This is a genomic window from Achromobacter sp. UBA4530 (genome assembly GCF_002388205.1).
Classification (GTDB): domain Bacteria; phylum Pseudomonadota; class Gammaproteobacteria; order Burkholderiales; family Burkholderiaceae_B; genus Achromobacter; species Achromobacter animicus.
On the sequence record NZ_DGMA01000001.1, the window covers coordinates 44715 to 63177 of the forward strand.

Sequence of the window (18463 nt, forward strand, 5' to 3'; positions counted from 1 at the left end):
GCCCGCCGGCGCCCTTGCGGCGCCGGCTGCGGATTCACATCCCGGCGGACGCGGCCTCGCGCGTCGCGTCGCGCGCACCCGGCGCATGCCGCTGGCTGCGCCACGCGTCGTAGATCAGTTCCGGATTGTTCGCCGCCAAAAGGGCCGGATCCGACAACATCCGGCGCCACCGGCGCGCCCCTGACTGGCCGTTCACCAGCCCCAGCATCGGACGCGTCATCACCCGCAACGGCACGCCCTTGGCAACCTGACGCGCGGCGTACTCCGTCATCGCGTCCACGACCTGCGCATCGCTGGGCAGCCGCACCGACGGCCACAACTGCATTGACACTTCAGACAGCACGCGCGGCGTATGCCACGCGGCGCGACCCAGCATCACCCCATCAAAGGCTCCGGCCGCCTGCACGGACTGCCCGGCATCGGCCAGACCGCCATTGAGCACGAACGTGCAATCCGGAAAATCGCGCTTCAATTGCGCAACCACGTCGTAGCGCAGCGGGGGGATCTCGCGGTTGTCCTTGGGCGAGAGGCCCTTGAGCACGGCATTGCGCGCGTGCGCGATGAACACGCGGCAACCGGTGTCATAGACCTTGCCCACGAAATCGCGCACGAACTCATAGGATTCGTCGTAGTCCAGTCCCAGGCGGTGCTTGACCGTGACAGGAATGTCCACGGCGTCCTGCATGGCCTTCATGCAGTCGGCCACCAGGGCCGGCTCGGCCATCAGGCAGGCGCCAAATGCGCCCTTCTGGACCCGTTCGGACGGGCAGCCGCAATTCAGGTTGATTTCGTCATAGCCCCATTGCTTGCCAAGCTTGGCGGCGTGCGCCAATGCGTCGGGCTCGCTGCCGCCCAATTGCAAGGCGACGGGATGCTCGGCCTCGTCAAAGTCCAGGTGGCGGGCCACGTTGCCGTGCAACAGCGCACCGGTGGTGATCATTTCGGTGTACAAGCGGGCGCGCGGCGCCAGCAGACGGTGAAAGTACCGGCAGTGGCGGTCAGTGACGTCGATCATCGGGGCGACGCAAAGCCGCCAGTCGGGGGAGTCCAAGAATCACTCTACAAAACAAGGGGATGCGGTATTTTACGGTGCTTGGCAACATTGTGCCCGCCGGGATCGGCGCCCCACGTGGAACCGCTGCCCGAGGCCGCCCGCCATGTGGTCTAAAATTGCGGCGCCGCGACCCTGCACGCCCGTGCGCGCGTCCGTTCAACCCTCATACCGAAGATCCATGGCCGTATTCACCCCCGTATCCGATGACGACGCGCGCGCCCTGCTGGCGCATTTCGATCTGGGCGAGTTTGTCTCGCTTCGAGGCATTACGGCGGGTATCGAGAACACCAACTATTTTCTGTATACGACGCGGGGCGAATATGTCCTGACGCTGTTCGAGGTGCTGACGCAGGCGCAGCTGCCCTTCTACATTGAGCTGATGTATCACCTGGCCGAACGCGGCATCCCGGTGCCGCAGCCGCAGACGCTGCGCGACGGCACCCGCTTGACCACGCTGCACGGCAAGCCGTGCGCCATCGTGTCGCGCCTGCCCGGCGGGTACGAGCCGGCCCCCGGCCCCGCCCACTGCGCGCTCGCCGGCGCCACCCTCGCCCGCGCCCACGTCGCGGCGCAGGACTTTCCGATCCACCAGCCCAACCTGCGCGGGCTGTCGTGGTGGCTCGAAACCGCGCCCAAGGTCCTGCCCTTTCTCAACCCCGCCCAGGCCGAACTGCTGACGTCCGAACTGGCCGCCCAGCAGGCCGCCATCCAGACTCCCGCATGGCAGGCCTTGCAGTCCGGCCCCGCCCACTGCGACCTGTTCCGGGACAACGTCCTTTTTGCCGGCACCTTCGAAGATCCGCTCATGGGCGGCATCATCGACTTCTATTTCGCGGGCTGCGACACCTGGCTTTTCGACGTGGCCGTCAGCGTCAACGACTGGTGCATCGAGCGCGACACCGGCGAATTCATCCCCGAGCTGGTGCAATCCTGGCTGGCTGCCTACGCGGCGGTGCGCCCCTTCACGGACGCCGAGCGCGAAGTCTGGCCCCAGATGCTGCGAGCGGCAGCCCTGCGTTTCTGGCTGTCCCGGTTGTATGACTTCTTCCTGCCCCGCCCGGCGCAGACGCTCAAGCCGCACGACCCACGCCACTTCGAAAGAGTGTTGCAAGCGCGCCACCGCTCGGAACTGCCCGTCTTGCCGTAACCGCTACGCCCCCCATAATGGGAACAGCATCCCGTATTTGAGAGAACTCCCCTCTAGAGAGCCATGCAAGCAGCATTTCTACCCGCGACGTCCGGCTGGCTTTGGGTCCGCGACGGATTCCGTCTGTTCCGCAAACAACCCCTGGCCATGTTCACCTGGGCCATGGCGATCAGCCTGCTCGTCGTCTTTGCATCGGCAACGCCGCCGGTCGGCCCGATGCTGGTCGTGGCCCTGATGCCCATCATCACCCTGATGACGCTGTCCGCGTGCAAGCACGTCGAGGCCGACCGCGTCATGCTGCCGTCCATGTGGGGCAAGCCGCTCAAGCAGCCCGGCGTGTTCCGCAAGCTGTTCCTGATGGGTCTGCTGTATGCCGGCCTTTGCCTGGTGACAGGCTTGGCCATCTTCCTGCCCTTTTCCGATTCGATGATGGAAGGCATGCGCATCGCCTCGGTCGAAAAGAGCATGGAGCCGATTCTGTCGGCCATGGCCATGCCGCTGATGCTGTTCGCAATTTGCTACGTGGTGATCGCGGCGCTGTTCTGGCACGCGCCCGTGCTGGTGGCCTGGCACGGTCTGCGCCTGACGCAAGCCCTGTTCTTCTCCGGCATCGCGTGCTGGCGCAACAAGCTGCCGTTCATGGTGTATGGCGTTTGCTGGATCATGGTGTTCCTGTTCATCGACCTGTGCGCCGGATTGCTGGTTGCCGTCGGCTTGTCGCCCCAATTTGCCGGCACGCTGCAGATTCCGTTCAACATCGCGGCGGGCGGCGTCCTGTACTGCAGCTTCTATCCGGCCTATACCTCCGTGTTCGGCATCAATAACCCCGGCACGCATCTCGACAACGGCAACGGCGCGCAGGCATAACGTCACCCGCCACGGCGCAAGCGCCCGGCGCAATCCCACCACCCGGCCGTCCCGGCCGATAAACGCCACGTCGATGGCGTAACGCATACCAAAGGTATGCACCGCGGCGCAGGGAGTCAGCAGCACGCCTGCCCGCGGCCCCGGCGGGGCCCGCCCCAGCAACCCACGCATACGCCCACACCACCGCTTTACGGTCAGCAACCGCAAGCGCCCTTCGCGTAGTGGCATGGGGCGTCTCATTGCACGCTCTGCAACAACTGAACCGCAATCGGAAAAGCCAGCACGATGAACGTGCACGGAAAGATGCAGCCGATCAACGGCAGCAGCATCTTCACCGGCGCCTGCATCGCCAGTTGCTCGGCCCGCGTGTGGCGATCGCTGCGGCATTGCGCCGCTTGCGCACGCAAGACCGGCCCCAGGCTGGCCCCAAGCGCCTCCGCCTGCGCCAGAGCCGCCGCCCAGTTTCGCGCCAGCGCGCTGTTGCTGCGTTCGGCCAATGTCTTGATCGCCACGGTTCTGGACACGCCCGCCCGCATTTCTGCCAGGGCATCCGTGAGCGCGTCGCGCAGCACACCCGGCGGACCGCTTTGTGCCGCCAATTGCAGCGCGCCCTGCACGCTCAAGCCCGCTTCGACGCACAGCGTCATCATGTCGAACACGAAGGGCAGATCCCGTTCGATGGCGCGGCATCGCTGCGCAGCCAGCCCCTTCAACCACAACGCCGGCGCCATGCCGGCGGCCAGCGCACACGCCAGCGCCCAGGGCAGCAGCGCCGCGTCGCCCGGCGGTGCCAGCGCAAGCGCTCCGGCGGCGGCCATGCCGCCGGCAGCCATAGCCGCGCTAGCGCACAACGCCGCGATGTGCGCATACCCGACTTCCCGCGGCAACGCCGCCCGTTCTATTGCCTGATCCAGCCGTAGCCGCCACCGCCACGAGCAGAGCGGACCCGCCAACGGCGCCACCGCAGCGATCCAGGGCCATGCGACGCGCCACCACCACGGCATGGCGCGCGCCGCATTCTGTTCCGCCTTCAACAACGGTCTCAACAGCACCCACGCAAGCCAGGCCGTCCCGGCCGCCGTCGCGGACATGCTCAGGTATAGCCACATCCCGCCCCCACTCAGATATCAATCCGCATGATTCGCCGGATCAGCAGCACGCCGGCCGTCTCCAGCACCGCCACGATGGCCAGCACGCCCCACCCCAACGGCGTGTGCCACAACAGCCCCATGGTCTCCGGCTCCAGCCGGTCGAGCACCGCCAGCAGCAGCAAAGGCAATGCGCCCACGATCCATGCCTGCAGCCGCCCCTGGGACGTCAACGCCAGCAGCTTTGCCTGCAATTGAAGGCGGACACGCAATGTCTGCGCGATGCTTTCCAGGGCTTCCGCCAGATTGCCGCCGGTCTTTGCCGCGATGCGCATTGCCGCCACCACCAGCGAGGTCGAGTCAGCCGGCATCCTGACCTGCAGGTTGTCCAGCGCAACGTCCCACGGCACGCCCAGACGCTGTTCCCGCAGCATCAGACCGAACTCCTGGGCGAGCGGTGCGCTGCTCTGTTCCACGACATGGCGCAAACCGGTCGTCATGGCCACGCCGGCCCGCAACGCGGATGCCAGCATCAACAGCGCCATGGGCAATTGCGCTTCAAAGCGTCGCGCACGCCGTCGCCGCAAACCTTCTACAACCATTCGTGGCAGCCGCGCCGACGGGAGGGCGAACAAAACCGCCACCAGCGCGCTGCCGGTGGCCGTGAACGCGGCGACCGCGGCCGCTACACCGCAGCCTACTGCGCCCACCCACAATTGGCGCGGGTCGATGAACAAAAACACTTCGCTCAAGCGCACGCTCGCATCCTGGGTGTAGACCTCGCGGTAGCGTCGAAGCGCCGGCGCAAACCAGTTCTGCGCACGCCACGCCAGCAACCCGGCGCACACCATGGCGGCCGCTGCCGCAAGCCAGATCATGGCAAGCCCTGCGCAAAAGCGCCGAAGTCAGGCACCCGGCCCGCCGAGTCCGAAAACCATGCGGTATCCAGGCTCACGCCCTTGTCCGCCCATTCCTGCGCGAATCCAGGTAGCGCGCCGCATCCGCGAAACCCATGGGCTCGATTAAAGCCGAACAGGTCCTGCAACTGAATGCGGCCGCTTTCCATGCCTGCCACTTCAACGATCGCCGTGATGACGCGGCGTCCATCCGACAACCGCGCCTGCTGCACGACCACATCCACACTGGCGGCAATGTGTTCGCGGACCGCCGACAGCGGCAGGTCCAGCCCCGCCATCAAAATCATGGATTCCAGCCGGGCCAAGGCGTCCCGTGGAGAATTGGCGTGCAGTGTGGTCAGTGAGCCTTCATGGCCCGTATTCATGGCCGTCAGCATGTCGAACGCCTCAGCGCCCCGGCACTCGCCCACCACGATGCGATCCGGCCGCATACGCAACGCATTGCGCACGAGTTCCCGGATGTCGACTCGGCCTCTGCCTTCCTGGTTCGCCGGCCGCGCCTCCAGCGCGACCAGATGCGCGTGGTTCAGCCGCAACTCCGCCGCGTCTTCAATCGTGACCACGCGCTCGCCGTCAGGAATCTCGTTCGACAGGATATTCAGCAGCGTCGTCTTGCCGGAACCCGTACCGCCTGAAACGACCAGGTTCTTGCGCATCCTGACGCATAGCGCCAGAAACCGTGCCATCGGGTCGCTTAGCGCGCCCAGCGCAATCAGGTCTGGCATCTGCGGCCGCCGCTGCGGAAACTTCCGGATGGTCAGGCTGGCGCCCTTCATCGCCACGGGGGGAATGATGGCGTGTACGCGTGACCCATCGGGCAGCCGCGCATCCACCATCGGAGAACTTTCATCGATGCGGCGTCCCAATGGGGTCACGATGCGTTCGATCACCCAGCGCACCGATTGCTCGCTGGTGAACGCAGCCGGTTCGCGCCACAGGCGGCCCGCACGCTCGACGTAAATTTCGTCGTAGCGGTTGACCATGATTTCCGTGATATCCGACGCAGCGAGCAACGGTTCCAGCGGCCCGAGCCCTACCGCTTCATCCAGCACCTCGCGGCAGAGCGCCGCCTTGTCGGCTTGCGACGGAAGTTCGGCGTCCGTGGCCACGATTTGCATCAAAAGACGCTCGGCCTCGGCGCGGAGAATGCCATCGCTCATCCCGGCCACATCGCGCCGGCGCAGGTCCAACGCGCTCAGCAGGGCCGCATGGAGGCGGCGGCGGTCGTGCAACCGATGAGCAGGGGCCGGCGAAGCCGCCGCCGCCGGGACGCAACCAGCATCGTACGTTGGAGGTTGTCCGGATTGCGTGGCGCCCCGAGGCGCGGCATCCGGAGTGTCGACGCGGTCGGCTGCCTCAGGCGCAAGCCTCGACACGCGTAGCCTGCAAGGCCCGATAAGGATCTCGTCGTGAGGCAGCACCGGCGCGTGCCGCACCACCCTGACGCCGTTGACCATCGTACCCGCCAGCGTACCCAGGTCTTCCAGGACGATGACGTCTGCTTCGCAAACCAGCCGGGCATGTTGCCGGCCGATCCTCCAGGTCGGAATCCGCAACGCGCAATCAGCGCCTCTTCCAATCAGCACCGGCGCGGGCAGCTTGAGCTGCTGCTGCGCGGCGTCCTCAAAGGTCAGTTCAATATTGAGCATCACGGCCTTCCGCCAATGTCGAACCTGCACCCGCCGAACGCGTGACCCATTGCGAGCCGGCGCCCGCGTAGGGATCCCACCCAGCCGCATCGGAAGGCACCGCCGTTCCCAGTTGGGGAGGATCCGGAAACGTCGACTCAAGCATCTCGCGTCCGCGCCGAACGCGATCCGCCATGGCGGGCTCGCCCTGCGAAACGATCTTCGGCGTCACGAAGATAGCCAGTTCGGTCTCGCGGCGCTGATAGCGGGTAGAGGAAAACAACGCGCCCAGGATCGGGATGTTCCGCAGACCCGGCAAGCCGCTGACGTCGGAGCCCTGCTCGCGCGAGAGAAAGCCGCCGATGACAAGCGTGTTGCCGGAACGCACATTGAATTCGGTGGACGCGCGGCGTGTCCGCAGCGCCGGGCCGCCGGGAAGGCTTAGCGAGGTGTCGACTGAACTGGCCTCCACTTCGATGAGCGACCGGATGACGCCGTTGCGGTCGATCCGAGGCGTGATGTTCAGCGACACGCCATAGGGTTTGAATAGCGTGGTGGGATTGCCTCGCGCATCGGTTGAGGCATAGGGCACTTCCCCGCCTGCAAGAAAGGTCGCGCTCGCGCCGCTTCGGGCAAGAAGCTGCGGTTGCGCGAGCATGACCGCTTCTCCGGTTTGCGCCAGCGCGGCAATACGTGCCGACAGCAAGGCGTTGACGCCGAAGTAACCCGCGGCCGACGAGACCGGTGCCGCCGTCTCGATGATCTGCTCGCCAGGCCGGGTCATGCGGCCACGAGATCCGCCATCCCACGCCAATCCTGCATTGACGCCCCCCTGCGTCAGGCCATCCCAGCGCACGCCGAACTCCTGCAGCCGCGACGTGGGAATTTCGACCACCTGCACGTCCAGCAGCACCATGCGGTCCCACCCGACCTGTCCCGTGAAATCCACGACCTCCGGATACCGGTCCGCCAGCGCCGCGATGCGCGAGCGGTCATCGTCGGACAGATCGTCGCCTTCGATCAAAATGCGTCCGCCCACGCTCGAGCTTCGCGCACCTGGAATGCGGGAGAGCAGGCTATGAACCTCTTCGCGCAAGCGCGGCGTACCGGCGGCCACCACGCGCAGCTCATAGGCCGCGATGCGATCGCGGCCTGCCCAGACATGCACGGACGACACGCCTTCCGCCCGTGCGAACACCACGATCTCGCGCCCTTCGGCAGCCAGGGCGCTGACCACCTGGCTATTGCCGATGGCCACCCGCCTCACGCCAGGGTGCGGCAACACGCGGGTCTCGCCGACCTGCAGTTCCAGTGTCTGGGTGTCAGACCATGCGGGGTGGCAAACCAGGCACAGCACGAAGACCAAGAAAGCTCTTATTGGCGTCATGGCCCCTCCGAGTCGACGCTTGCCCACGCGTCCAGGCGATCGCCATAAAGAATGGCAACGCCCGGCGCAGGCTTGGGTTCAGCGTCCAGTCCGATGAGCGAAGCCAGATCGCTTTGCGCGGCGGGGTTGACGGATATTGCGTCATCGCGATGACGCAGCATTGCAGTCAACACCCCAGCCTGCCGCGCGGCGATGAACCGCATGGCTTCATCGGGCGTCGCCGCCAAGGTGATGTTGCCCGCGCCGTCCTCGCCCCCGCCGGTCAGGACGCGCATGCTCTGCAGCACCGGCACGGTGAGCTCGCGTTGGCGGTGATTGAAGGTCACATAGATGTCGATCGCGTCGCCGCCCTTCAGCATGTCCGCCAGCCCGCCCAGATCTGTGGCGGCAACCGTGAGGGCGCGCTGCCCCGCCTGGAGCCGCGCGGCCAGCGAGGGCTGCGGCGCTTCGAAGGTCATGAAACTTCTGAGCAGGGGTTCGCCATGCGCGACATCAGCAAGAAGCGTGGCGCCGATCACGCTGCCGACCTCAAGGGGATCCACACTGGCCCCCGGCGCCCAAGGCTGCGGAATCTGGCGCACAGCAAGGTGCACCTCTTCGAGTAGCGTGCCGGCCGGCAGGTCATAAGCAGCCACCAGGCGACTGACCGACGGCGTGTGCGCCTCGGCCTCCAGCGCCTGGACGCGCTGCTGGACGTGTTCCCGCACGGCCCAGGCGGCGACCAGCCCTGCCATCACGGCCAATCCGTATACGCCGGTACGGCGCAGCCGCGCGGCGCCGCGAATGATCCAGGGATTCATGGCGCCCACCCCAGTGCACGCAGCCCGCTGCCGCCGTCCAAAGGCACCAACCACAGCTTCATCCGCTCGCGTTCACGCGCCCACCATTGATCGGCGCCATCGCCCTGCTGAACCCATCCCGCCCGCCGCATTCCGGCATCGAGGAGTTCGGCCAGTTTTTGCGGTGGCACCGCGTACTGCCAGATGCGGTCGGAAACCTTGACGCCGGACTCCATCACAGCGACATCCGATTTGACGCGCGCGCCCTTCGGCAGCCACCCGGGCAACTGCGCGGTGGGAGCCGCACGAACACTGATCGCCGAAAGGCTGCCGACAGTACGGTCCATTCCAGCACTTTCCAATTGCGCCACCCAGCGGTCACTGCCGATGCGGCCGGACAAGATGAGTTGTCCTGGCAGCACGTGCAGATCTGCCAATGCAGGCTGCTGGGCAGCCAGCGTTTTGGCTACGGCCGACGGGCTTTGGGGCACATCGAACACCCATACCTGCGCGGGCATCCCGTGCAGCCACATCCGGTCTGCCAGGCGCTCGCGCACAGCCCCCGCGGGCAATTGCAGGCCCTCAAGGCTGAGGACGCCCGCTGACGCACTGGCGCGCTGAGGCAGCAACAACCCACCACATAGGCCAACGCCGACTGCGAGGAAACCAAGGCGGCGCCACCTGCCCCACCGCTTGGGAAACGTTCGGGCCCGATTCATCTTCCGTCCTCCACACGCTTGCCAAGCCGATCATTCGGCACCACGTCATGCCACGCCGAAAGCCAATCCAGCGACAACGCAGGCCGCCTCCATGGGACCTCGACCTTGCTGACCTGAGGCTGCATGCGCTCGGCCTCGGCCAGCGACGTGCGGCCGGCCTGCAACCACCCTGCCGACGACGCGCCTATGCGTCGTTGCGCGTCGGCGTCGCCATGCGCATAGCCCGCTCCGCTTGCGACACTGATGTGACGCGAGATCGGCAATCCAAACATGGCGTTCCCCGGAAGCGGCAGCGAACGGGTCTGCACGGACAACAACTGCATTGCCCCGCCGAACCACTCGTTCTGCAACGCCGCGGCGCCGGCCACGGCGGTCCCGGGCCGACTCTGGGCCGCGTCGGTCAGGACCATTCCTGACGGCGCACGCAGCGTTGCCGCCGGCTGGCCCAACGCCACCGCCATGACAGCCTGCCGGCTGGCTTGCGTGTTGCGCTGCGCTGAAAACTGCATGGCGCCGATATCGGAGACCGCCCAGAGCAGCACTGCCATCAGCGGCAACATCAGCAACGCCTCGACCACCGCCTGCCCGCGTTCGGTTGACCCGCGCCTCTTCATCGAAGCCTCCCGGCCTGCACGGCTTCCTGCTGCGTAAGCGCGGACAGGCGAGCCTGCCAATAGGGCCGAAAGAGCGTGGCCAGTTCCGACCTGCCGTCGGCGCGCCGTTCCGGCCGCGCAAAGTGCGTCTCGGCCGCCGTGCTGACCGTGACGGCGCCGGTCCGCCCCAATGCGGTGTAGCGAAACTGACCACTTGGCGCGGTGACGGCGCTGTCGGCGTCCGTGGTTTTAACGACGGAGGAATCCAGGCTGACCGCAATGGCAAACCGTAAGGGCTCAGCAAGACGCTTCGACGCGACTTCCCGATACGCCGGCAATCCGCGCCCAGGCCAGCGCCGGGCCGACGCCATGGCGTAGGAGTTCGCCATCGGATTGGTGGCCCCGTCAAAGATGTTCCACGAGGTGGCGTGCTCGACCCACCGCCAGAAGTCCTCCTGCGAAAAGTCCGCGGGTGGATCTTCGACAAATTCCACGTCGTCTGGGGCACGGCTTTTTTCGCCCTGCACGGTTCCCCATCCCATCGCGTACTCACGAAAGTAGCAGCCGATCCAGCGGTTCGAGCGCAGCGCGTGGTAGGACTGCGTGTCCAACGCGCCCCAATGGCCGTCCGGCCCCAGCCAGGTCGAACCGCGCCGCCTGAGCTCGTGCCGATGCAAGGGACAACGTGAGCTGACGGCCCAAGGATTGCGACGTGTGTCGTTGCGGCGATCCAGGAACCCATAGCGAGCCACCGCGTCTTCCGTTGCAGGGCGCAAGCCGGCCTTGCGCGTCGCGGCGTGGCGCTCCGTGTAGCCAGGCCACCCGTCGGTCAGCAGTCTCAGATCAATTGGCGATGCAGCAGCGGACGCCCCGCCAGCGTTGATCTCACCGAACGCCGGATAGTTGGCAGCCAGCACCTCACGCATTGCACGCTCCCGTGATGCCGTAAGGTCACCCACAATCTCTCGCGCCGCCATTTCCAGCACCTGATGCACGACGCGATCGTGTTGCGCGAAAGCAGAGGCGAGCCGGCCGTCGGCATTCGAAGGCCCCCGCGCGCCCTGATAGGCCGCCCCGGCGTCGGGTCCGAAAAGCATGGCGATCAGGCTGGCCGGCGGGTTGCCTCGCTGGCGCTGCGATTGCATCGCATCGAGATAGTGCGCGGACGCTCCCAACGTCACCATATGCGCCATGGCAACCTGATGCGCGATCTGGCTGCGATTCACGTAGGCAATGGCATTGAGTGCCCGCGCCTGAACCAGCGCGCCGCTATAGGCGGCCGCGTCGGCCGCATGGGTGAGGCGGCTTCGCGCCTCGATGGTCTGGCCAAAGTTGTACAGGACCACCAGCGACGCCGCACCGACGGCCGCAATGACGATACCCAAGACCAGGGCTTGGCCGCGCTGTTGATCGGCGAACATGATGGGATGCGCCCTCAATTCGCGATCTCGGCATTGCCGGTAAATGACTTGAGCGACCGCGCCTTGGTCTGCGCGGCAGCCTTCTGGGCCGCCTGCTGCGCGGCTTTGGACTGCGTGCTGCCATCTTCGCCAGCCAGCTCGCGAGCCATCGCTGCCGTCTGCGAACGCACCACTTGTCCGAAATACTGATAGACCGCGATTGCCGCGACGGCGACCAGCGCCACCACGACAATGTATTCAGTCATACCTTGGCCCAACTGGCGTTTTCGATGCCCCCACATGTCTGCTCTCCCGTGCAATGAACGTGGAGGCCAGTGTCGCCAGCCGGCGGCCGGCGGACAATTCGTGGATGCCGAGACGGACAAATTCGCCCCCGCACCTTGACGCGCGCGCCCGTCAAGAAACCTGGAAAAGAAGATGATTCAACCCCGTTTATCGCAAGGGTTTCCCCTATTGCCGGGCCGGATTGCCAGCAGTAGATTTGAGTTGCCGGGCTGTCTGACACCCATCGCGTGCGAAGCCGGGCAGGAGCGCCTCAGACTCATCTTGAGCTGGGGCGCTCTTCCATTTGGGGGGCCTGCTGGCGGGGCTTTGCTATTCGCGGGAGCTATTGCCCTTTCGCGTACGAGCCTTGGACGATCCCTACCATTGCACGCGAAACCCGATCATGCCACCCACGGAATGGTTGTCGCTCATGTTGTTGGTGGCGCCGGCTACGCTCAGGTTGCCATACACACCGTAGCGCCCCTTGTTCCACAGGTAGGTTCCACCGACGCCAAGCTCGGCCCACAGACGCTCATCCCGGCTTCGAAAAGACACGCCGGCCACGTTGACGTTTGTGCCATTCATGAACTCGTTATAGAGATTCGCGCTGGCGTACACATGCGTTCGCCCCGCCGCGCCCTTCGCACCAGAATATTCAGGTTCATAATCGAGCGACACGCCTAAACGTCCGGTCAGACTGTCGCCATCGTCAAGCCGCACCTTCGCGCCGAACGGGTCCGTGAAACTGTCGAAGTCCACGCGAGACCGAATCAACTGCGCCTGCGGAGTCAGCGAGAACCCCTTGCCGATGTCATAGCGATAGCCCGTCTCCACCGAGATGGCGACGCCGTTTCCGTTGTTGCCCTTCACCTCATCACGCCCGATCGTGCGCGACGAGATATCGCTGTCGAACCACATGGCCTGCAATTGTCCATCCACGTAGAACCCGCTGGCGCCGTACCACGTCAGGCTGGCGCCCACGCCCGTGCCTGTCGTGTCGATCTTGCCCCGGCCATACGGAGACGCAATATCGGCGGACGCGTTGCCATGGGAAAGATTCACGCCGGCCACCAGCATCGATCCATCCGGCCGGCGGTTCGCCACGACGTCAATGCCGGTTTGCAGCTTCCACAGATCGATATCCCGGCTCGACTTCGTCGCCGACTGTGCCGGGTTCATTGAACTGGTGGAGCCTTGGATGCGAGCCCACCCTCCGTATTTTTCTCCGGCTGCGGGCAGTTGACCGTCAGTTCGCCAGAACCGGTTTTCGATGCGTTGCTGCAACGTCGGCACCGTATTGAGGGAAGCGAGCACCTGGGGATACTGCTCGAAAAGCGGTATGCCAGGCTGATAGCGCGGCCCCTCTTCGGGCATGCCGGGAATTTCCTCCGCCGGTGCGCCAGGCCCGGGTTCGGGTTCCGGAATGGGTCCGGGTCCGGGTCCGGGCCCTGGTTCCGGTTCGGGAGCCGTCCCGGGCTCCCTGAACTTGGATACGAGGTACCAGTGACCGTCCGCGGGCGTCTCGCTGCCGCCGTGTTCAAGCGTGTACGCATACGCGCCGGCGATCACGGCTTGCTGACCGTTTTCGGCCCGGTAATCGCCCTGAAGGGTGAAGGCATTTGCGGGCGACGCGCCGCCGACCTCTATAACTCGAATGCCGTTTACCGTCTGCGCCCCGCTGCCACTCAGGTTGGTGACTTTGACAGCGGTATCGCCCACAACATCGCCCGTCACAACCAGTTTGTCAGCGGGCGACGCGTCATTGCCTAGCACGGTCTCCAGATGCAACAACGAACCGCTGCTACCCGTATAGTTTCCGCTGATGGTCAGCGTGCCCAACGATGCCCCGGGCGATACGGTGCCTGCGTTGACGACACTGCCCACCCGTCCGCGCCCTTCCAACGTACCGCCCGTAAGAATCTGCATCGACGCGCCCGACAGATCGCGATTGACCTGAAGAATGCCCGCGCCGCCTATTCGCGCGACACCCGTAAAGTCCCTGTGGTCCGCATTCAGGATGGTGCGCCCCGCCATCGCTTCGAGCCGCCCCCCGCCGACCAATCCAGTATTGGACCCCGCAGCATTGTTGGCGCCATTGTTGATCGTCGCATCGAACACATAACTGGAAGACGTGTGATTGAAAATCACCCGGCTGTCGCCCGGGCCAAATGAAACGCGCGTGGTTTCCAGCGTGCCAGGCGCGACCGGCGCAGTGCCCACATCGCTGCCGATGACAAGCTTGCCGATCCCGGAAGCTGTCGAGCCTATCAGCGCGCCGGGAGCGATCACCTTCCCGCCTTCGGAGATCGTCAGGCTGCCACTTCCGAACGAGCCAATCTGAATGGGCGAGGCGGAAAGCCACTGAGAATTGGCCCCGCTAACAATTACCGCTCCTTTGCCGCCAAAGACGCCAATGGAGCCTGAACCCGTCGAAACATAGCCGCCATCCGCGATGTTCAAACTCCCAACACCCGACATCCCGATGAAGAGCAGCTGATTGTTTATCCATTGCGAGCCCGCGCCAGTGACGGTCACAACGCCTACGCCATCGTCGAATTCCCCGAGGGTGGCGCGCTGACTCTGGACCACGCCGCCCCCGGCAACCGTCAGTGTCCCTGCCGCACTCCACCCTACATTCAGCATGCTCAAACCGTTGAAGGACACCTCCCATCGCGCGTTCGGTCCGGTCACCGAGACCAACCCGGCGCCGCCGGAAATACCCCCCAGGTAAGCGTCGGGGCTGCTCAACAGGCCGCCACTCAACACATTCAGCGTGCCGGTTCCCGCGTTACCGACAAGGAGAGAAGTATTTATGTTCCAGGGGGAAGCCTGCGTGCCCGGGACGGATACCGTCTGCCCGCTCTCGATGGTGATCTGAGCGGCCGATAGCCAAGGAAATGCCAGGAGAGGGAGCAGCGACGAGCGAGAAAGCACGCCGGCGTGCAGAGCGTTGTTTTTCATGAAACTTCCTCCGATCGAGCTTCGGTATCAGCACATGCCAAACATCGGACGGGGCGGATGGGTCCTCCCGTCATCGCCCACAGCCGTGAGCGGTTTCGAGGATTATTGAGGAATAGTCCTTTTGGACGAGGAAGTGTTACGCGGGGTTACCAATACAGAACGGTCAACGATGCGCGGTCATTGAGCCTTCTCGTACGCCCGGACGCCAAAAACAAAACAGCCGCCATTGCTGGCGGCTGCGATACCTGATTGCTCAGGTTTCTTTCGTAGCCTTCCGAAAAGCTGGTCGTCACAGTGGCGACCGCGGACCCGTTCCTCTTCCGTCCACCCCTGGAGACGCTGGAGTTCTCATTCCCCTCCCCCGAGCGTGTGGGCGAAGGTACTTCTGCTAAATGAGATGCTGGCTCAGCGCATCACACCCGCCGAGCGGGCACGCCGCTTGACCACCCGTCCTCAAGACGTCACCCGCATCGTCAATCTTGGGCACTCCACGAAGATCGACACGATCTCAGCGGCCTTGCGAACTATGGGAAAGGATTTCGATATTTCTGTTCGTGAAGCGTAACCAGACGCGCCCGGCTAGATCTAAGGGCACCGTGGAAAAGTAGAGGTCAATGCTTGGCTGGGAAGTCGGCCGGCCACCGCATGCGACGCGGCGCGTCTGGCGCGTCCTTGGGCTGAGGAGTTACCGGCCGCTCGGGATCTTGAGGCGGGGTTGGCCGCTTGGTATTGCCATCCTTCGGGGTATCGCTCATCGGGGAACCTCACACGCAGTAGCGCCTACCCGGCGCTGTCGTGGTCATCATCGCATGAGCGAATGCTACATGGTAGCCCCGATGGCCTCGCGTAAGCCTGAAGCCCGTTCATCTGATCAGCCCATCCTGTAGCATCCTTTCCGACCTCGCCAAGTCGTCGTCCGAGGGCTTTGAACTTGGCCGAGACACCTCCAAATAGGCCGATCCAGTCGGGGCCGGCGCCATCAGGTCCGCCCCTGGGCTTGGTCGTGCAGGATCGGCCTGTGATCGCCCTCCCAAGACACATCGGCCTCCATATTTCCCAAAGTGGCGCTGGACCCGGTCCAGCGGGCTCAGTTCCACAACACGAATGCCATCGAAACAGCGCTCAGCCAGAGCGGCAAAAATTCCCACACACAAAAGAAAACGCGGGCTGCATGAACTTCATGCAAACCCGCGTCAATTCTTGGTAGGCCCCCCGAGAGTCGAACTCGGCACCAACGGATTATGAGTCCGCTGCTCTAACCAGGCATGAGCTAGAGGCCCAGGAAATTTACTGCCCTTCCAGGAAGCTCTTCAGCTTGTCGGCCCGGCTGGGGTGACGCAGCTTGCGCAGCGCTTTAGCCTCTATTTGGCGGATGCGCTCGCGCGTGACGTCGAACTGCTTGCCCACTTCTTCCAGGGTCTGGTCGGTGCTCATTTCGATACCGAAACGCATGCGCAGGACCTTGGCTTCACGCGGGGTCAGAGAGTCTAGCACTTCCTTGACCACGTCGCGCATCGAACCATGCAGCGCTGCATCCGAAGGCGCCAGCGTGGACGTGTCTTCGATGAAATCACCCAGGTGCGAATCGTCGTCGTCACCGATGGGCGTTTCCATGGAGATCGGTTCCTTGGCGATCTTCAGGATCTTGCGGATCTTGTCCTCGGGCATGTCCATCTTCTGCGCCAGCGTCGCGGGATCCGGCTCAGCGCCGGTTTCCTGCAGAATCTGACGGCTGATGCGGTTCATCTTGTTGATCGTTTCGATCATGTGAACCGGAATACGGATGGTGCGTGCCTGGTCGGCGATGGAGCGCGTGATGGCCTGACGGATCCACCACGTTGCGTAGGTCGAGAACTTGTAGCCGCGACGGTATTCGAACTTGTCCACGGCCTTCATCAGGCCAATGTTGCCTTCCTGGATCAGATCCAGGAACTGCAGGCCACGGTTCGTGTACTTCTTGGCGATCGAGATCACCAGACGCAGGTTGGCTTCGGTCATTTCGCGCTTGGCCTTGCGAGCCTTGGCTTCGCCGGTGGCCATGCGCTTGTTGACGTCCTTCAGGTCCTTCAGCGGCAGCACGACGCGCGTTTGCAGGTCGATCAGCTTCTGCTGCAGTTCCTGCACGGCGGGAATCTGGCGCTCCAGCGTTTCGGCGTACGGATGGCCAGCGGCCACTTCGTCGACGACCCACTGCAGGTTCGTTTCGTTGCCGGGGAACACCTTGATGAAGTGCAGGCGCGGCATGCCGGCCCGGTCCACACACGTATGCAGGACAGCGCGCTCGAGCTGACGGACTTCTTCAACCTGGTTGCGCAGCGTGTCGGCCAGCTTTTCCACCATCTTGGCGGTGAAGCGGATGCCCATCAGTTCGTTCTGGATGGATTCCTGGGCGCGCACGTAGATGTCCGACTTGTAGCCGTCCTTCTCGTACGACAGGCGCATCTTGTCGAACTGCTTGTTGACCTCGTCGAACTTGGCCAGAGCCTTGACGCGCAGGTCTTCCAGCTGCTTGCTGGACATGCCGCCGGCGGGGCCGTCGTCGCTTTCGTCTTCATCCGCGGTGACGCCAGCGCCGGCGTATTCTTCGCCGTCTTCCGGATCGACTAGGCCGTCGACGACTTCGTCGATCTGCGCCTGGCCTTCACGCACGCGGGTGATGTGGGCCAGGATTTCGTTGATGGTGGTCGGGCAGGCCGAGATGGCCATGACCATGTGCTTCAGGCCGTCTTCGATGCGCTTGGCGATTTCGATTTCGCCTTCGCGGGTCAGCAGCTCGACCGAGCCCATTTCGCGCATGTACATGCGGACCGGGTCGGTGGTGCGGCCGAAATCGGAGTCCACGGTCGTGAGCGCGGCTTCGGCTTCGTCTTCGACGTCGTCGTCGTTGGACGCCACCGGCGCGTTTTCGCTCATCAACAGGGTTTCGGCATCGGGCGCCTGGTCATAGACCGCGATACCCATGTCGCTGAAGGTGCTGATGATGCCGTCGATGGCTTCCGCGTCGACCAGATCGTCGGGCAGATGGTCGTTGATTTCGCCGTACGTCAGGTAGCCGCGGTCCTTGCCCAGCTTGATCAGCTGCTTCAGGCGATTGCGGCGCGCTTCGTATTCTTCCGGCGTGACGGGACCGCGGGCGATCAGGTCCTTGGGATCGGCCTTGCCACGCTTGCCGCCGCGCTTCGGCGGCTTCAGGTCGGGCAGGACTTCGCCTTCGCCGTCCATCGGATCGTCGAAACCATCGGAGTCGTTGTTGGCGTTCTTGGCGGGGCGGCCCGGACGGCGGCCGCTCGGTGCGGGGCGCGCGCTGCCGACCAGGTCGGCAAGCTTGTCTTCGGCCTTCTTGGCGCGGGCCTTCGTCACCTTTTCAGGCTTGTCCGCGGCAACGGCCGTCTTGGCTGCCTTTTTGGCAGCTGTCTTGACAGCGGGCTTGGCGACCTTCACCGCCGTCTTGGCGGGCGCTTTTTCCGCGGCCATGCTGACGGCGCGCTTGGGCGCCACAGCCTGGTTTTCGGCCGCATCAATTGCAGAGGAGGATTTGCCGGTGGATTTGGTCATAGTCGCTTCCGTGGTCGTCGCAACCCGTTTGGGCATGTTGCACCGCATAACGCCGCGCCGGGTACGGACCCGGGGTGGCTTGG

Annotated in this window: 14 protein-coding genes, 1 tRNA gene and 1 pseudogene; 2 read left to right on the forward strand and 14 right to left on the reverse strand. The window is 64.6% G+C overall.

Features of this window, described 5'->3' with window-relative positions; genetic code table 11:
- Positions 1-34: 34 nt before the first annotated feature.
- On the reverse strand, positions 35-1015 hold the full coding sequence (gene dusA / locus B2W22_RS00125; RefSeq protein ID WP_239214670.1) for a tRNA dihydrouridine(20/20a) synthase DusA: 981 nt from the start codon (positions 1013-1015) through the stop codon (positions 35-37).
- 217 nt (positions 1016-1232) lie between these two features.
- Here dusA and B2W22_RS00130 point away from each other — a divergent pair, with 217 nt between their 5' ends.
- Positions 1233-2201: a homoserine kinase gene (locus B2W22_RS00130; RefSeq protein WP_286935875.1), complete on the forward strand. Its 969-nt coding sequence runs from the start codon at positions 1233-1235 to the stop codon at positions 2199-2201.
- Between the two features lie 63 nt (positions 2202-2264).
- Entirely contained in the window at positions 2265-3068 is an 804-nt protein-coding gene (locus B2W22_RS00135) for a BPSS1780 family membrane protein (protein ID WP_224776787.1), read from the forward strand.
- Between the two features lie 6 nt (positions 3069-3074).
- Here the strand turns inward: B2W22_RS00135 and B2W22_RS28490 are convergent.
- From B2W22_RS28490 to rpoD, 13 genes and pseudogenes are all read right to left on the reverse strand, one after another.
- A pseudogene (locus B2W22_RS28490) lies at positions 3075-3308 on the reverse strand (DUF192 domain-containing protein); the annotation flags it as partial.
- Positions 3305-4177, reverse strand: coding sequence for a type II secretion system F family protein (locus tag B2W22_RS00140; protein WP_175125015.1), 873 nt, complete (start codon positions 4175-4177; stop codon positions 3305-3307). The pseudogene B2W22_RS28490 and the gene B2W22_RS00140, both read right to left, overlap by 4 nt.
- Positions 4178-4188: 11 nt before the next feature.
- On the reverse strand, positions 4189-5034 hold the full coding sequence (locus B2W22_RS00145; protein ID WP_286935877.1) for a type II secretion system F family protein: 846 nt from the start codon (positions 5032-5034) through the stop codon (positions 4189-4191).
- Positions 5031-6722: an ATPase, T2SS/T4P/T4SS family gene (locus tag B2W22_RS00150; RefSeq protein ID WP_286935906.1), complete on the reverse strand. Its 1692-nt coding sequence runs from the start codon at positions 6720-6722 to the stop codon at positions 5031-5033. The genes B2W22_RS00145 and B2W22_RS00150 overlap by 4 nt, the downstream gene beginning before the upstream one ends.
- A complete protein-coding gene (locus B2W22_RS00155; RefSeq protein WP_286935878.1) occupies positions 6709-8088 on the reverse strand; it encodes a type II and III secretion system protein family protein in 1380 nt (459 codons plus the stop codon). The genes B2W22_RS00150 and B2W22_RS00155 overlap by 14 nt, the downstream gene beginning before the upstream one ends.
- The gene (gene cpaB / locus B2W22_RS00160) at positions 8085-8888 is read right to left on the reverse strand and encodes a Flp pilus assembly protein CpaB (RefSeq protein ID WP_286935879.1); all 804 of its coding nucleotides are present in this window, start codon (positions 8886-8888) and stop codon (positions 8085-8087) included. The genes B2W22_RS00155 and cpaB overlap by 4 nt, the downstream gene beginning before the upstream one ends.
- Positions 8885-9496, reverse strand: coding sequence for a hypothetical protein (locus tag B2W22_RS00165; RefSeq protein WP_286935880.1), 612 nt, complete (start codon positions 9494-9496; stop codon positions 8885-8887). The genes cpaB and B2W22_RS00165 overlap by 4 nt, the downstream gene beginning before the upstream one ends.
- 86 nt (positions 9497-9582) lie before the next feature.
- Positions 9583-10146 carry a pilus assembly protein gene (locus B2W22_RS00170; RefSeq protein WP_254595036.1) on the reverse strand — a complete coding sequence of 188 codons (564 nt, stop codon included), beginning with the start codon at positions 10144-10146 and terminating at the stop codon, positions 9583-9585.
- A gap of 50 nt (positions 10147-10196) precedes the next feature.
- The gene (locus tag B2W22_RS00175) at positions 10197-11600 is read right to left on the reverse strand and encodes a pilus assembly protein TadG-related protein (RefSeq protein ID WP_286935881.1); all 1404 of its coding nucleotides are present in this window, start codon (positions 11598-11600) and stop codon (positions 10197-10199) included.
- A 14-nt stretch (positions 11601-11614) separates the two neighbouring features.
- Positions 11615-11881 carry a hypothetical protein gene (locus B2W22_RS00180; RefSeq protein WP_056315734.1) on the reverse strand — a complete coding sequence of 89 codons (267 nt, stop codon included), beginning with the start codon at positions 11879-11881 and terminating at the stop codon, positions 11615-11617.
- Positions 11882-12242: 361 nt separating this feature from the next.
- Positions 12243-14825 (reverse strand): autotransporter outer membrane beta-barrel domain-containing protein, encoded by a 2583-nt coding sequence (locus B2W22_RS00185; protein ID WP_286935882.1) that lies wholly within the window; start codon positions 14823-14825, stop codon positions 12243-12245.
- 1201 nt (positions 14826-16026) lie between these two features.
- Positions 16027-16105 (reverse strand) — tRNA-Ile (locus B2W22_RS00190).
- 7 nt (positions 16106-16112) lie between these two features.
- Positions 16113-18380, reverse strand: a complete 2268-nt coding sequence (gene rpoD / locus B2W22_RS00195; RefSeq protein WP_175125025.1) for an RNA polymerase sigma factor RpoD — start codon at positions 18378-18380, stop codon at positions 16113-16115.
- Between the last annotated feature and the right edge of the window lie 83 nt (positions 18381-18463).

Bases quoted from the DNA above. Each gene is read 5' to 3' on its own strand.
- B2W22_RS00150 (WP_286935906.1), bottom strand. From the start codon at position 6,722: ATGCTCAATATTGAACTGACCTTTGAGGACGCCGCGCAGCAGCAGCTC.
- B2W22_RS00130 (WP_286935875.1), top strand. From the start codon at position 1,233: ATGGCCGTATTCACCCCCGTATCCGATGACGACGCGCGCGCCCTGCTG.
- B2W22_RS00175 (WP_286935881.1), bottom strand. From the start codon at position 11,600: ATGTTCGCCGATCAACAGCGCGGCCAAGCCCTGGTCTTGGGTATCGTC.
- B2W22_RS00145 (WP_286935877.1), bottom strand. From the start codon at position 5,034: ATGATCTGGCTTGCGGCAGCGGCCGCCATGGTGTGCGCCGGGTTGCTG.
- B2W22_RS00135 (WP_224776787.1), top strand. From the start codon at position 2,265: ATGCAAGCAGCATTTCTACCCGCGACGTCCGGCTGGCTTTGGGTCCGC.
- rpoD (WP_175125025.1), bottom strand. From the start codon at position 18,380: ATGACCAAATCCACCGGCAAATCCTCCTCTGCAATTGATGCGGCCGAA.
- B2W22_RS00140 (WP_175125015.1), bottom strand. From the start codon at position 4,177: ATGTGGCTATACCTGAGCATGTCCGCGACGGCGGCCGGGACGGCCTGG.
- dusA (WP_239214670.1), bottom strand. From the start codon at position 1,015: ATGATCGACGTCACTGACCGCCACTGCCGGTACTTTCACCGTCTGCTG.
- B2W22_RS00185 (WP_286935882.1), bottom strand. From the start codon at position 14,825: ATGAAAAACAACGCTCTGCACGCCGGCGTGCTTTCTCGCTCGTCGCTG.
- B2W22_RS00180 (WP_056315734.1), bottom strand. From the start codon at position 11,881: ATGTGGGGGCATCGAAAACGCCAGTTGGGCCAAGGTATGACTGAATAC.
- cpaB (WP_286935879.1), bottom strand. From the start codon at position 8,888: ATGAATCCCTGGATCATTCGCGGCGCCGCGCGGCTGCGCCGTACCGGC.
- B2W22_RS00170 (WP_254595036.1), bottom strand. From the start codon at position 10,146: ATGTTGCCGCTGATGGCAGTGCTGCTCTGGGCGGTCTCCGATATCGGC.
- B2W22_RS00155 (WP_286935878.1), bottom strand. From the start codon at position 8,088: ATGACGCCAATAAGAGCTTTCTTGGTCTTCGTGCTGTGCCTGGTTTGC.